We start from the raw sequence: 13,178 nt of genomic DNA on the forward strand, positions 1-13,178 counted from the left end.
CCCTCGCACGATTGTCGTGGTCGTGCGGGGGCATCTTTCAGCGATAATCCCCCTTAAAGAAACGACATCTGATCACCCGGCTGCGGCGGGCGTGCAAACAGATCCGTGCGCAGCTGTGGCAATGACCGGTCCAGCCCCAGCTTGCGGGTTGCCAGACGAAAGCGCTGCCGCAGAATCGCAGCCCATTCGCCCTGCCCCGTCATCCGTTGGCCGAAATGCGGATCGTAATCCTGCCCGCCATGCATTTCACGGACACGGCCCATGATCCGGGTCGCGCGGTCCGGGAAATGTTCAGCCACCCATTCACGGAACAGATCCGCCACCTCGCGCGGCAAGCGCAACACGATAGAGGATGCCGCAACCGCCCCCGCCTCTGCACAGGCTTGCAGGAGCGCCTCCATCTCGTGGTCGGTCAGAGCCGGGATCACCGGCGACACCATCGCGCGCACCGGAATACCCGCGTCGGTCAACTGCCGGATGACCCGCAGCCGGGCGGCAGGCGACGGCACGCGGGGTTCCATCGCACGCGACACAGCGTTGTCGAGCGTGGTGACAGAGACCCCAACGCGTACCAACCCCTGCGCGGCCATCGGCGCAAGAATATCCACATCCCGCGCAATCAGCGTACCCTTGGTGACAATCGCTACCGGATGATTGAAATCGCGCAGCACTTCCAACACGGCACGCATAATTTTGCGTTCTTTTTCAATCGGTTGATACGGATCAGTATTCGTACCGATGGCAATCGTTTTCGGCTGATAGCGCGGGTTGGACAGCTCTTTGCGCAACTGTTCTGCCGCATTGGGGCGGGCGATCAGGCGGGTTTCAAAATCCAACCCCGGCGACAGGCCCAGATACGCATGGCTGGGGCGGGCAAAGCAGTAGATGCAGCCATGTTCACACCCACGATAAGGGTTGATGGATCGGTCAAAACTCAGATCAGGGGAACTATTGGATGTAATCACCTTGCGCGCGGTTTCATCGCGCACCTCGGTGCGCAACACCGGCAGCTCTTCGTCGCGGGCCCAACCGTCATCCACCGTTTCCGCCGTGAAGCGATCAAAACGGATATCGGGATTGGACGCAGCCGCGCGCCCCGGTGTGCGATGTGATTTTTGAACCGGATGTTCAGACATGATCTTTATTAGAACATTTCATGAACCACAACAATGGCAGGTCGGTCACGATCTGCTGTATGTCGTTATTCAGCAGGTAGTAAATTGCGTTCGCGCGCACTACTACATTAACAAGCGTTTCAAGAGGTTCCGCATGTCTGACGAAGAAGACGACATCATCCTGTCCGAGTTGAGTGACGAAGAACTCGTCCAGCAGATGTTTGATGATCTGTATGATGGAATGAAGGAAGAAATAGAAGAAGGCGTGAACATCCTGCTTGAACGCGGTTGGCAGCCTTACAACATCCTGACAGAGGCGCTGGTCGGGGGTATGACCATTGTCGGGATCGACTTTCGCGACGGTATTCTTTTCGTGCCAGAGGTTCTTCTTGCGGCCAACGCGATGAAGGGGGGCATGGGTATCCTCAAACCATTGCTAGCCGAAACCGGCGCACCGCGCGTGGGCAAGATGGTGATCGGCACCGTCAAGGGCGACATCCACGATATCGGCAAGAACCTTGTTTCCATGATGATGGAAGGTGCCGGATTTGAAGTCGTCGATCTGGGCATCAACAATGCCGTAGAAAGCTATCTGGAAGCATTGGAATCCGAAGGTGCCGACATTCTGGGCATGTCCGCGCTGCTGACAACCACCATGCCTTACATGAAGGTGGTCATCGACACGCTGGTCGAAAAAGGCATCCGCGACGATTATATCGTGCTGGTCGGCGGCGCCCCGTTGAACGAGGAATTTGGCAAGGCAATTGGCGCCGATGCCTATTGTCGTGATGCAGCGGTCGCTGTGGAAACAGCCAAAAGCTTTATGGCGCGCAAGCATAATCAGGGATTGGCCCGCGCCTGATCCCTTTTTATCGGTCCGCCCCGCGCTTATGTTACAGGGGAAGGAGAGGACCATGCCACTCGACAGATTAGTTCTGATCATCATCTGCGTGATCGCTGCCGCCGCGGCAACGATCTGGGTTGGCGCAGCTTTGCTGGCCAGCATCCAGGCACCGCCATTCATCGGTTTCGCGATCCTCAGCATCGTGGCACTGGTCGTCTATATCGGCTGGCGCGTGATCGCAGAGCGGCTGAATAACAAGGACGATGACCATTATGACCGTTTCAAAAACTGACATGCTGATCTGCACGACCGACACCGTCCCCGGGCGCGAGGTTCAGCAAACCATGGGGCTGGTGCGCGGGGCGACCGTGCGGGCCAAACATATCGGCACCGATATCGTCGCCGGTCTGCGCAACCTCGTCGGGGGAGAGATGACAGGGTATTCCTCCCTTCTGGCCGGGGCGCGCGAACAGGCGCTGGACCGGATGAAGGACGAAGCCCGTAGCATGGGTGCAAATGCCGTGATCGGCTTTCGGATGGAAACCTCTGCGATCATGAACGGGGCCTCTGAAATCGTGGCCTACGGCACGGCGGTGCGGCTGACGTGACCAACGATACCGCCCTGACCTCTGACGGGCTTGCGCCCCAAGGCGTTGGGTCGGTGCTGTTGATTGCCTGCGGCGCGCTTGCGCGGGAAATCCTTGCGCTGAAGGCAGCCAACGGCTGGGACCATCTGGACCTGCAATGCCTGCCCGCGATTTTGCATAACCATCCAGAACGGATCGTGCCCGCCGTGCAGGCTGCCGTGGCGAAACACCGCGCTGATTACGACCGGATATTTGTCGTCTACGCCGATTGCGGCACCGGCGGGCAATTGCAGGCAGCCTGCGCCGATATGGGCGTAGAGATGGTCGCAGGTCCGCATTGCTATGCCTTCTTCGAAGGTGTCGATGCCTTTGCCGCACGTGATGAAATCACGGCGTTCTACCTGACCGATTTCCTCGTCCGGCAGTTTGATGCCTTCGTTTGGCAGCCGCTGGGTCTGGATCGGCACCCCGAGCTGCGGGATATGTATTTCGGGCATTACGAGAAGCTCGTCTATCAGGCGCAAACAGACGATCCGCAGCTCACACAAATCGCCCAAAACTGCGCCGACCGGTTAGGCCTGATGTTTGAACGCCGCCTCACCGGCTACGGCGATCTTGTACCCGCATTACGTCACGCCTAAAGCGTTTCAATTTCAACCTGAGGCATCACGCGTCACCGATCATGTCTGCGCTAACGGCGACAGGCAGCGATGCGTTTTGCAGCTATAAACCGAAATGTCCTGAGGCATTTTAGGACAAAAACGCAGTAATGTTTTGCCGACCGCAGAGACAATCTATGCGGGACTGTTTCAATTACTATAAATTCTTAAACGATCACAGAAAAACAACCTTAAGGAATTGACTCAGAAAGTTAACTCACGTTAACGATTATTTATCTTTTTAATTAGTGCCGCATGATTGCTTCAATATTTGCGATCAGAGCCATGATGAAAGCGTGACAATGCCCTCAGCAACGAACTTGTTCCAACCTCACCCCAGTGGCATCACACTTAATATTTTTGGCACGACGACAGTGCTTCTGAACATTCTCAACAGCGGTGCCATCGGAACAGTCACAGATCCCGATGATGCCCTGCTTGAACCGGGGGACAGTGTCACCCTTACCGGGGGCGCATTCACGGATGAACCGATGACTGTCAGTGCGGTCGGCACCGCACGTGTTGGGCTTACTGTACTCACCCTGGGTCCGCCGTTCCAAGTTGCCATTCTGACAACCGCAGGTGGCGACAGCTACTATTTCTGGCCAGACGGGCCACCAAATTTGTTGGGAAACGTTGTTATGGTGTTGGATCTGGACGGCACCCCAGGGAACACTGTGCCCTTATGCTTTGTCGCCGGAACACCGTTGCTGACCACTGGCGGCTACAAAAAAGTCGAGGATTTGCGCCCCGGCGACCACCTTGTCGATTGGACCGGGCAGGCTGTGCGCATACTCTGGTCCGCGCAACAGCGGGTCGGCAATCTGACCGATCCGAAGCGTGCCCATTTGCGACCGATTACGTTCTCAGCCGATAGTTTCGATCAAATAAACAACACATCAAAGGTCCGCGTTTCAGGCAACCACCGGATGATGCTCTCCGGGCCGGACAACGCGCTAAACTTCGGCGCACACGATGTGCTCGCCCCGGCAAAGGCTTTTGTCGATGGCCATCGCGCCTATGTCGAAGACTACGAAAATACGGTCGATTACTATCACGTGCTTTGCGAACGGCACACCGTTGTCTGCGCTGCGGGTATCTGGTCTGAAACGCTTCTTCTTGGCCCCGTATCACAAGGCGTCCTTGGCACGCGCCAGATGGCGAAAATCGACAAGATCGCACGCGAGAATGCGGCGTTGACGGTTGATCAAGTCTACGACAGCTGTCTTCCGGTGCTTACAAAACGCGAGACTGAATTGATAGCAAGGGATGAATGGCACCAGTGTGCAGGTCAGAACACCACAAAGGCGGCTTGACCGCTACGCCGCCGCCGCCGTTTCCCGTATCCGCGCGACCATCGCGCGCAATCCATTCGACCGCTGCGCCGACAGGTGATCGTTCAGCCCCAACCGCCCCAGTTCAGCCACCGCGTCGATCCGGGTAATTTCAGACACCGGCTGATCACTATAAAGCGTCTTCAGCACGGCAATCAGGCCCCGAACGATCATCGCATCGCTGTCCCCACGGAAACGAAAAGTGCCATCGCTGATCGTCGGCACAAGCCAGACCTGACTGGCGCAGCCATCAACCTTGGTGGCGGGCACGCGCAGCGCATCTTCAAGCGGGTCCATCGCCTTGCCCATATCGATCACATGCCGATAGCGGTCTTCCCAGTCGTCAAGGAATTCGAAGGTATCCACCAAGTCTTCGAAATCGGGATTTGCCATGAGCCTGCCTTTCCGTTGCGCCCCATCATGTAGGTGCGGCACCCTGCAAGGTCCAGATCAAAGCGTGACGGTCACGACTTTCTGCCCTTTGACAGCCAGCCCTACCTGCCCCTCGCACAGACGCAGCGCATCATTACCAAACACTTCCTTGCGCCAGCCCTTCAAAGCGGGCAGCGTACGCTCGCCCCCGGCCAGCGCATCCAGATCAGAGGATGAGGCGATCAACTTTTGTGCAACACCCTCATTATCCGCCTTCGCCTTGAGAAGGACGCGCAGCATATCCGCCAGCGCCGGGTTCACCTGTAGCTTGGCCCGCGCAGTATCAGGCTTGGGCATATCTTCGGGCTTCATGGCAAGGCCAGTTTTAATCGCGGTCAGGATACCTTCGGCAATGTCACCCTTGCGGGCCTCACGCAGCAACAGCCGCGAGCGGCCCAGATCCTGTTCTGACTGCGGCTTGGTCGAGGCAAGTTCGATCAGCGCATCATCCTTATAGACCCGCGTGCGGGGGATGTTGCGTTTCTGGGCATAGGTTTCGCGAAACCGGGCAAGCTCGCGCACCAGCGCCAGAAATTTGCCAGACTGCGTGCGTGTTTTGACCCGCAGCCAAGCATCATCCGGATCGGTGCGATAGGTTGATGGGTCTTCCAGCACATCCATCTCTTCGGCCACCCATTTCTTGCGGCCAGATTTTTCCAGCTGCGCCGCAAGAAATTCATAAATGTCCCGCAGATGGGTGACATCCGCCAGCGCATATTTCAGCTGCGCATCCGTCAATGGGCGGCGCGACCAGTCGGTAAAGCGCGAGGATTTATCCAGATCGGCCTTGGCGATCTTACGGACCAGTGTTTCATAGCCGACCTGCTCGCCAAAGCCACAGACCATGGCAGCCACTTGCGTATCAAACAGCGGTTCCGGGATCACACCCTGATCGACAAAGAATATCTCAAGGTCCTGCCGCGCGGCATGGAACACTTTGACCACACCGTGATCACGGAAAAGATCGTAAAGCGGCTCGAGCGACAGCCCATCAGCCAGCGGATCAACAAGTGCGGCGTCTTCGCCCGCCGCATCGCGATAGGCCAGCTGCACAAGGCAAAGCTTGGAATAATAGGTGCGCTCACGCAGAAATTCGGTATCAACGGTGACAAAAGGACGTTTGGCAGCCTCGCTACAAAAAGCAGCCAATTCGGTCGTGGTAGTGATCTTTTTCATTCTTGTTCCGTCAATCGTACTGGCTCACAGCGCACTGCGACCCACTATTACGCGATTGTCAGAACGAATGAAAGAACAAGCAGATGTTACGCGCCAAGTGTGACCATTCTGCGGTCCCCGGTGACATAGCGATGCAGGACCGCAGGGTATAGCTGATGCTCCAGCGGCAACAGCTTTGCGGCAAGGGTTTCGGGTGTGTCATCCGACTGGATAGCGATGCGCGCCTGTCCCAGAATGGGTCCGCCATCCAGCTCTGCCGTGACCTCATGCACACTGCATCCATGTATCTTGTCACCTGCGTCAATAGCGCGTTGATGGGTGTGCAGCCCTTTGTACTTCGGCAGCAGTGACGGGTGGATATTCAGCATTCGCCCGGCCCAATGCCGGGTAAAATCCGGCGTCAGGATGCGCATGAAACCGGCAAGACAAATGATATCCGGCTTCGCAAGCATCAGGGCGTCTTGCAGGGCCGCTTCGAAAGCGGCGCGATCCTTGCCAAAGGGGCGGTGATCAACGGCAAAGGTCGGCACATTCAGCGCGCGCGCCTTAGCCAAACCACCGGCTTCCGGATCATTCGACAAAACCAGTACCGGCCGTGCAGGATGATCGCTGGTCATCGCATTGACCAGCGACACCATATTCGACCCGCCACCTGAAATCAGGATCGCAACGCGCTGCGTCACAGCAGCGCGCCTTCGTAGCTGACACCAGCCCCCTTGGTCACGGTGCCCAACCTGTGCACGCTCTCGCCTGCATCCGTCAGCATCCCGGTCAGCGCGTCCGCCTGATCTGCAACCACGACCAGCACCATGCCGATCCCGGCATTGAAGGCTTTGAGCATTTCAGCCTGCGCCAGCCCACCAGTTTCAGCCAGCCAACGGAACACAGGCGGCAGTTCCCAAGCGTTCAGATCAATCTGCACACCCAGATCATCGGGCAACACGCGCGGCAGGTTTTCGGTCAGACCGCCGCCGGTAATATGGGCCAGTGCATGAACGCCCCCTGCCCTGATCGCAGCCAGCGCGGGTTTGACATACAGCCGTGTCGGCGCCAGCAAGGCGGCCCCAAGCGCTTCGTCCGCAAAGGGTGCCTGATCCGCCCATGACAGGCCTGACACATCCACGATCCGCCGGACCAGCGAATAGCCGTTGGAATGCACACCATCTGCGCCAAGACCCAGCAATACGTCACCCTCCGCAACCCCGCCGGGCAAATCAGCCCCGCGCTCCATCGCGCCGACGGCAAAGCCTGCAAGGTCGAAATCGCCGTCATGATACATGCCGGGCATTTCTGCGGTTTCGCCACCGATCAACGCGCAGCCTGATGCTTCGCAGCCTGCGGCGATACCGTTAATGATGCGGGTCGCCTGATCCAGCTCCAGCTTGCCCGTTGCGAAATAATCAAGGAAAAACAGCGGCTCTGCCCCTTGGCAGACCAGATCGTTCACACACATGGCGACCAGATCAACGCCGATCGTGTCCACATTGCCTGTGTCGATGGCGATCCGCAGCTTCGTGCCCACCCCATCGGTGGCCGCGACAAGGATCGGATCAGTGTAACCCGCACCCTTCAGATCAAAAAGCGCACCAAACCCGCCCAACCCGGCCATCACGCCGGGTCGCGCGGTGCGCTTTGCGGCAGGTTTGATCCGCTCGATCAGGCTGTTGCCTGCATCAATATCCACCCCGGCATCGGCATAGGTCAGCCCGTTCTTTTGTTCTGCCATTTTCAAAGGCTCCTCGCACTGGTCGCTTTGCAGCGGGATACGCCAGATGGCCCCTGAAAGGAAAGCCTGTGCAGGCACCGGGCTATGAATTCTTTAGCGTGGGGAACATACATGCAAGCCCGTGCGCGGTCGCGATGAAAAAATAGCCGCGCATTTCACACGCAAAAAGGAGATTGGCGCGGTGCGGTTCAAGCTTTGTTAACCTTTTCGAGGCATCACTATATACAAGATAAACGATCCCTCCTCAGTTTCCTTTATCTCCCCATATGCAGAGGCGGCTCACCCCAGAATCGCGGGGCAGCCGCCTCGCCCCGCGCTCGCGAATGCGCATCTTTTCCATTCCACAACTTGACGCCTTGGCCCGGTCTGGTAATGCCTATTGCAGGGGGCCTGTAGCTCAATTGGTTAGAGCAGAGCGCTCATAACGCTTTGGTTGCGGGTTCAAGTCCTGCCGGGCCTACCACCTTATCCCTTACTGAAATCCCTTAACGTGCAATCAGCTGTGGGCAAGCAGCGCCGCATTGACAGCTGCAGCCTGCACGCCATCAATCACCTTGATTCCCGTAGTTGCCGCAGCCGCTGCCCGCAGGGTGACCATACCACCGCAGCCAAGCACAACAGAATCGATGTGATCTTCTTTCACGGCGGTCTGAATTTCCCGCAGCACCCTGTCCTGCGCGGTGGCGTCGCCGTCCTCTAACGCCAGCACTGGCACATCGCTGGCCCGGACCTTGGCCAAATTCTGCGCCAACCCATAGGCGCTGATATTCGTCTCTAGTATCGGAACCGACACGTCCAAAGTCGTCACCACCGAAAACCGCGCGCCGCACATCGCGGCAAGATGGTATGCCGCCTGCCCGATGCCAATCACGGGACAATGCGCCATGGCGCGCGCTGCACCTAATGCCGTGTCATCAAAGCAGCCGATGATGATCGCTTTGGCCCCCAAGTCCGACGCTTTTCCGACAAGCTTCAGCAATGGCGGCGTCGCCAGCAAACCATCCGACGCGCCCTGAATGGCGGGCGGGCCATCATGTGATGTCCAACCTTCAATCCGGGCCGACGGCACGGCCGCAGATGCGGTGTCCACCATGGCTTTTGTCATCGATGCGCTGCTGTTGGGGTTGATCAAAATGATCATAAAAGCCCCTTGCCCGCATCCGACCCGCGCTTGGCCTTTCGCCGGGTGCTCCACCATGTGATGAACAAAAATGCCCCGATAATCAGCAATGAAAACAAGGTGGTGAGCGTACCAAGTGCATATAGCACCGGCGTGGTGACATTCGTCGTCATGCCAAAAATTTCCAGCGGCAGCGTGTTATAGCTGCCCGCCGTCAGCAATGTGCGGGCGAATTCATCATAGGACAGGGTAAAGCCAAACAAGGCCACGCCGATCAGCGACGGCGCGATGATCGGGATCACAACATGTCGCAGCGTCTGCCACGGCGTCGCCCCCAAATCGCGTGCGGCCTCTTCATAGCTTTTGTCAAACCGGTTGAAGACAGCAAACATAATCAACAAACCAAAAGGCAACGTCCACGTCAGCTGCGACCCAAAACCTGATGTCGCCCAATGCACTGGCAGGCCGGATTGGGAAAAGATCAGCCCGACACCCAATGAAACAAGGATCGACGGGATCACCAGCGATGTAATGATCAGATAAAACAGGATGTTTGATCCCGGAAACCTGCGCCGAAATGCCAGCCCACCCATCACCGACACGACCACGGTGACCACCATCACCATCAGCCCAAGCACAAAGCTGCGCCGAAAACTGCCCCAGATATCCCCCACGGCCTGTTGTTGAAACAGGTCATAAAACCAATGGAGCGACACACCCTGCATCGGAAAGGTCAGTCCGCCGCCAGGGCCTTGGAATGACAAGATACCGATGGTGAGCGTCGGACCGTAAAGAAACAGCAGGAACAGCCCGAAAAAAACAGCGAGACCGTAGAATGATCTGGGACGAGGTTCCATGATCAAAGCTCCTTTCGGATATCAACAAAGCGCAGCATTACGGCGATGGTCAGCAGCACGGTGCACAGCAGCACCACCGCGGTCGCAGCCGCCGATGGATAGGCGAGCAGCGCGATATCATTGGAAATAAGCCGCCCCACATTTGCCGATTGGCTGCCGGACATGAACCGCACCGTAATGAAATCGCCCATCACCAGCGTGACCACAAAGATCGTGCCGATCATAATGCCGGGCTTGGTCAGTGGGATGATCACATTCCACAGGATCTGCGCACCAGTCGCGCCCGCATCGCGTGCCGCCTCGACCAGCGATTTATCGATGCGCATCATGGTGTTAAAGATTGGAACGACCATGAAAAGCGTATAAAGATGCACAAAGGCGAGGATCACAGCAAAGTCGCTAAACAGCAGCCATTCCAGCGGCGCGTCGATCACGCCCCATGACAGCAGCGCGGAATTCGCGATCCCGTTGCGTCCCAAAAACGGGATCCAGCTGATCATACGGATAATGTTCGATGTCCAGAACGGGATCGTACAAAGTAGAAACAGCGCGATCTGCCAGCGTAAACTGCGTATATGAAAAGCCAAAAAATACGCAACCGTGAACCCGATCACCAAAGTGAACCCCCAGGTGATCGCCGCGTATTTGAAGGTGTTGATGAACACCCGCAGCGTCACGGATGAGGTAAAAAGATACCCGTAGTTTTCAAAGGAAAAGGCAGGGATGATCGAAAACTCTGTCGCCCGCCAGAAACTGACGACAACAATCATCCCGATGGGCAGCACAAGGAAAAACAGCAGGACAAGCGCCAGTGGCGACACCATCATCATAGCGCGAAAGGAAGGTTTGGAATTCACGGGAAAACAATCATCTATCAAGGTGAAAGGGGTGCCCGCAGGCACCCCGAATATGGATCAGGCGGCGATGAATTCGTTCCACTTGCGCACCATATACTGGTTTTCGTCCATAACGGCGTTCCAGCAGGCAACCGATCCCATGCGGTCATAGAACGACCCGCCATCGCGGACCTCACCAGCCTGTGCCAGCGGATCACCGAAGGGAGAGGTGATCGTTTCTGTGGCCTCCTTGCCTTCGAACCAATAGCCCCATTCGTTTTCAGACATATGATCTTTGGAGGTTTCAGGCACAGCCGAATAATACCCCTGCCGCATCAGGAATCCGCCGACCCAGCCATCAAGATACCAATTGATGTATTCATAGGCTGCATCACGCTCCAGCCCGGTCAGGGCCGATGACAGGCCGATACCACCACCCCAGCTGCGATAGCCTTCTTCCAGAGGCTGATAGACGCAGTCGATCCCACGAGATTTGACCGCCGTGATCGCAGGCGACCACATGGATTGGATCACCACCTCACCCGATGCCATCAGGTTGACGCTTTCATCAAACGACTTCCAGAATGCGCGGAACTGACCATTACGCTTGGCCTCTGTGAAGATGCCGATGGTCATGTCGATTTCTTCGCGGGTCATGTTGCCCTTGTCGGGATAGGTGTATTCGCCCATCGATTCCACGACCATCGCCATATCCATGATCCCGATGGAGGAAATATCAAGGATCGACGCCTTGCCCTTGAATTCCGGGTTCAGCAGTTCGGACCAATTGGTAATCGGTCGCCCGATCAGATCGGGACGAATACCCAGCGTATCCGCGTTGTAGATGGTCGGGATCAGCGTCATCCAACCGGATTCTTCCTGAACGAAATCAGTACCCTCCGGGCCAGAGGTAAAGCCAACGGTATGCGGCGCGGTGCCTTGGGCGATGGTGCTTTCAGGTGTCAGCAAACCGTTGCGAAAGATGCCAACGATCTTGTCGTAATTCTTGATCTTGCTGGTATCCATCGCCTGCAAATTGCCGGTCGGCCAGACCTTTTTGCAGATCCAATATTCGATATCAGCAATGTCAAAGCTGTTAGGCTGCGTCGCGGCGCGCTGGGTCACACTGTCGCTGTCCAATGCTGTCATTTCAAGGGTAAAGCCAAGGTCCTCTTTGACCTTTTGCGCCACCTCATTCAGGTTTGACACGCCCGTACCAAATTGGCGCAATGTCACGTCCTTGATATTCTGCGCCCAGATCATGGGCGCGCCAAGCGTACTTCCGGCAGCAAGGGCAGCACTGCCTTTCAACATATTTCGTCTGGATAGTTTCGTCATCTGGTTTTCTCCCGTTGGATGGTCTTAAGCTGTCAATCTGTGCAGCTTGCTTTGATCCCAGGTCAGGCCGATTGCGTCGCCCGGGTTTTGCGGATTTTCGAAAAAGGTATTGTCGGGCACCATAGCGACCACATCCTGATCACCTGCAATGCGCGCCGAGACGGCGACATGCATGCCCTGATATTCAATCGCGGTGACCCTGCCCTGCAACTCGCCCGCATCGCTGGCCGTCAAGCGCACATCATCCGCACGAATGGCAAAGGGCCCATCAGGCAGCGCAATCACGTTATGCCCACCCATAAACTGCGCCACAAAGGCGGTCTTGGGTGCGTTGAACACATCCCGCGCCGGTCCGGCCTGTTCGATGACGGCGTTATTCATCACCACGATTTCATCTGCCAAGGCTAATGCTTCATCTTGGCCGTGGGTGACATGCAGAAAGCTGATGCCAAGTTCGCGCTGCAGTTTGCGCAGCTCGCCACGCATTCGGATGCGCAGGAACGGGTCCAAGGCCGATAGCGGCTCATCCAACAGCAAAACCTGCGGGCGGGTGATCAGCGCGCGGGCCAGCGCTACCCGTTGCTGTTGCCCGCCCGAAAGCTGGTCTGGCATTCGATCAGCCAACGCAGACAGATCGACCAATTCCAACATCTCTCCAGCCTTAGTGCGGCGTTCGGCGACCTCCACCCCTTTCATCTTCAGGCTAAAACCGACGTTTTCCGCGACGCTCAGATGCGGGAACAAGGCGTAGTTTTGGAACATCATCGCCGTGCCGCGTTTGGCGGGCGGCAGATGGGAAATATCGCTCCCGCCCAGCAGGATTGACCCGTCGCTGACGGACTCATGCCCCGCGATCATTCGCAGAGTTGATGATTTACCGCAGCCCGACGGGCCAAGCAGGCAGGCATATCCGCCCGGTCTGAAATGATGGCTTATCGCATCCACCGCGACCGTCGCGCCGTAGCGCTTTGTGACCGCGACCAATTCCAACTCTTTTTGCATAGCAGGTCCAAGACAGCTGACTTTCCTTGACCCTGCGTAAAACCTGCAGCGACTGCCAAGCGGCGTCACCAAGGGGATGATGGAAATGCCACGGTTTGCTTAATCAAAAAGCACGCAAAAAGCGGATCGCACATTTTTTGCACGCAATATTG

Annotated in this window: 15 protein-coding genes and 1 tRNA gene; 6 read left to right on the forward strand and 10 right to left on the reverse strand. The window is 56.9% G+C overall.

Annotated elements, in window-relative coordinates:
• Window positions 1-53 precede the first annotated feature (53 nt).
• Window positions 54-1,136 (reverse strand): PA0069 family radical SAM protein, encoded by a 1,083-nt coding sequence (locus ACJ5NV_RS11765; protein ID WP_411643922.1) that lies wholly within the window; start codon window positions 1,134-1,136, stop codon window positions 54-56.
• 133 nt (window positions 1,137-1,269) lie between these two features.
• Between ACJ5NV_RS11765 and ACJ5NV_RS11770 the strand changes: the two genes are divergently transcribed.
• The 5 genes from ACJ5NV_RS11770 to ACJ5NV_RS11790 all read left to right on the forward strand — a co-directional run bounded on the left by ACJ5NV_RS11770 (window position 1,270) and on the right by ACJ5NV_RS11790 (window position 4,521).
• Entirely contained in the window at window positions 1,270-1,977 is a 708-nt protein-coding gene (locus ACJ5NV_RS11770) for a corrinoid protein (RefSeq protein ID WP_411643923.1), read from the forward strand.
• A 52-nt stretch (window positions 1,978-2,029) separates the two neighbouring features.
• A complete protein-coding gene (locus ACJ5NV_RS11775) occupies window positions 2,030-2,251 on the forward strand; it encodes a hypothetical protein (RefSeq protein ID WP_411643925.1) in 222 nt (73 codons plus the stop codon).
• Window positions 2,232-2,567 carry a YbjQ family protein gene (locus tag ACJ5NV_RS11780; protein WP_411643927.1) on the forward strand — a complete coding sequence of 112 codons (336 nt, stop codon included), beginning with the start codon at window positions 2,232-2,234 and terminating at the stop codon, window positions 2,565-2,567. Before ACJ5NV_RS11775 ends, ACJ5NV_RS11780 begins: the two co-directional genes overlap by 20 nt.
• Entirely contained in the window at window positions 2,564-3,187 is a 624-nt protein-coding gene (locus tag ACJ5NV_RS11785) for a DUF1638 domain-containing protein (protein ID WP_411643928.1), read from the forward strand. Before ACJ5NV_RS11780 ends, ACJ5NV_RS11785 begins: the two co-directional genes overlap by 4 nt.
• Window positions 3,188-3,507: 320 nt before the next feature.
• Window positions 3,508-4,521 carry a Hint domain-containing protein gene (locus tag ACJ5NV_RS11790; protein WP_411643930.1) on the forward strand — a complete coding sequence of 338 codons (1,014 nt, stop codon included), beginning with the start codon at window positions 3,508-3,510 and terminating at the stop codon, window positions 4,519-4,521.
• 3 nt (window positions 4,522-4,524) lie between these two features.
• On the opposite strand, the gene ACJ5NV_RS11795 is transcribed toward ACJ5NV_RS11790, so the two are convergent.
• The 4 genes from ACJ5NV_RS11795 to purM form a co-directional block, all read right to left on the reverse strand.
• Window positions 4,525-4,932, reverse strand: a complete 408-nt coding sequence (locus ACJ5NV_RS11795; protein ID WP_411643932.1) for a SufE family protein — start codon at window positions 4,930-4,932, stop codon at window positions 4,525-4,527.
• A gap of 57 nt (window positions 4,933-4,989) precedes the next feature.
• Window positions 4,990-6,147, reverse strand: coding sequence for a ribonuclease D (gene rnd, locus ACJ5NV_RS11800; protein ID WP_411643934.1), 1,158 nt, complete (start codon window positions 6,145-6,147; stop codon window positions 4,990-4,992).
• 86 nt (window positions 6,148-6,233) lie between these two features.
• The gene (purN, locus tag ACJ5NV_RS11805; protein ID WP_411643936.1) at window positions 6,234-6,830 is read right to left on the reverse strand and encodes a phosphoribosylglycinamide formyltransferase; all 597 of its coding nucleotides are present in this window, start codon (window positions 6,828-6,830) and stop codon (window positions 6,234-6,236) included.
• Window positions 6,827-7,873 (reverse strand): phosphoribosylformylglycinamidine cyclo-ligase, encoded by a 1,047-nt coding sequence (gene purM, locus ACJ5NV_RS11810; protein ID WP_411643938.1) that lies wholly within the window; start codon window positions 7,871-7,873, stop codon window positions 6,827-6,829. The genes purN and purM overlap by 4 nt, the downstream gene beginning before the upstream one ends.
• Before the next feature lie 386 nt (window positions 7,874-8,259).
• On the opposite strand from purM, the gene ACJ5NV_RS11815 reads away from it, so the two are divergent.
• Window positions 8,260-8,336: transfer RNA gene (locus ACJ5NV_RS11815), tRNA-Ile, on the forward strand.
• 33 nt (window positions 8,337-8,369) lie between these two features.
• Here ACJ5NV_RS11815 and ACJ5NV_RS11820 read toward each other — a convergent pair.
• From ACJ5NV_RS11820 to ACJ5NV_RS11840, 5 genes are all read right to left on the reverse strand, one after another.
• The gene (locus ACJ5NV_RS11820; RefSeq protein WP_411643939.1) at window positions 8,370-9,014 is read right to left on the reverse strand and encodes an aspartate/glutamate racemase family protein; all 645 of its coding nucleotides are present in this window, start codon (window positions 9,012-9,014) and stop codon (window positions 8,370-8,372) included.
• Window positions 9,011-9,850 (reverse strand): ABC transporter permease, encoded by an 840-nt coding sequence (locus tag ACJ5NV_RS11825; protein WP_411643941.1) that lies wholly within the window; start codon window positions 9,848-9,850, stop codon window positions 9,011-9,013. The genes ACJ5NV_RS11820 and ACJ5NV_RS11825 overlap by 4 nt, the downstream gene beginning before the upstream one ends.
• A 2-nt stretch (window positions 9,851-9,852) precedes the next feature.
• Window positions 9,853-10,680, reverse strand: a complete 828-nt coding sequence (locus tag ACJ5NV_RS11830) for an ABC transporter permease (RefSeq protein ID WP_411644110.1) — start codon at window positions 10,678-10,680, stop codon at window positions 9,853-9,855.
• An 84-nt stretch (window positions 10,681-10,764) separates the two neighbouring features.
• On the reverse strand, window positions 10,765-12,024 hold the full coding sequence (locus ACJ5NV_RS11835; RefSeq protein WP_411643943.1) for an ABC transporter substrate-binding protein: 1,260 nt from the start codon (window positions 12,022-12,024) through the stop codon (window positions 10,765-10,767).
• Between the two features lie 24 nt (window positions 12,025-12,048).
• Window positions 12,049-13,026 carry an ABC transporter ATP-binding protein gene (locus tag ACJ5NV_RS11840; protein WP_411643944.1) on the reverse strand — a complete coding sequence of 326 codons (978 nt, stop codon included), beginning with the start codon at window positions 13,024-13,026 and terminating at the stop codon, window positions 12,049-12,051.
• Window positions 13,027-13,178: the final 152 nt, after the last annotated feature.

Source organism: Loktanella agnita (assembly GCF_046640325.1).
GTDB lineage: Bacteria > Pseudomonadota > Alphaproteobacteria > Rhodobacterales > Rhodobacteraceae > Yoonia > Yoonia agnita.

Excerpts from the sequence above, each read along its gene's own strand:
- ACJ5NV_RS11770 (WP_411643923.1), top strand. The coding sequence starts at position 1,270 with ATGTCTGACGAAGAAGACGACATCATCCTGTCCGAGTTGAGTGACGAA.
- ACJ5NV_RS11775 (WP_411643925.1), top strand. The coding sequence starts at position 2,030 with ATGCCACTCGACAGATTAGTTCTGATCATCATCTGCGTGATCGCTGCC.
- ACJ5NV_RS11825 (WP_411643941.1), bottom strand. The coding sequence starts at position 9,850 with ATGGAACCTCGTCCCAGATCATTCTACGGTCTCGCTGTTTTTTTCGGG.
- ACJ5NV_RS11765 (WP_411643922.1), bottom strand. The coding sequence starts at position 1,136 with ATGTCTGAACATCCGGTTCAAAAATCACATCGCACACCGGGGCGCGCG.
- rnd (WP_411643934.1), bottom strand. The coding sequence starts at position 6,147 with ATGAAAAAGATCACTACCACGACCGAATTGGCTGCTTTTTGTAGCGAG.
- ACJ5NV_RS11840 (WP_411643944.1), bottom strand. The coding sequence starts at position 13,026 with ATGCAAAAAGAGTTGGAATTGGTCGCGGTCACAAAGCGCTACGGCGCG.
- ACJ5NV_RS11790 (WP_411643930.1), top strand. The coding sequence starts at position 3,508 with ATGCCCTCAGCAACGAACTTGTTCCAACCTCACCCCAGTGGCATCACA.
- ACJ5NV_RS11795 (WP_411643932.1), bottom strand. The coding sequence starts at position 4,932 with ATGGCAAATCCCGATTTCGAAGACTTGGTGGATACCTTCGAATTCCTT.
- ACJ5NV_RS11830 (WP_411644110.1), bottom strand. The coding sequence starts at position 10,680 with ATGATGATGGTGTCGCCACTGGCGCTTGTCCTGCTGTTTTTCCTTGTG.
- purM (WP_411643938.1), bottom strand. The coding sequence starts at position 7,873 with ATGGCAGAACAAAAGAACGGGCTGACCTATGCCGATGCCGGGGTGGAT.
- ACJ5NV_RS11820 (WP_411643939.1), bottom strand. The coding sequence starts at position 9,014 with ATGATCATTTTGATCAACCCCAACAGCAGCGCATCGATGACAAAAGCC.
- ACJ5NV_RS11780 (WP_411643927.1), top strand. The coding sequence starts at position 2,232 with ATGACCGTTTCAAAAACTGACATGCTGATCTGCACGACCGACACCGTC.
- ACJ5NV_RS11835 (WP_411643943.1), bottom strand. The coding sequence starts at position 12,024 with ATGACGAAACTATCCAGACGAAATATGTTGAAAGGCAGTGCTGCCCTT.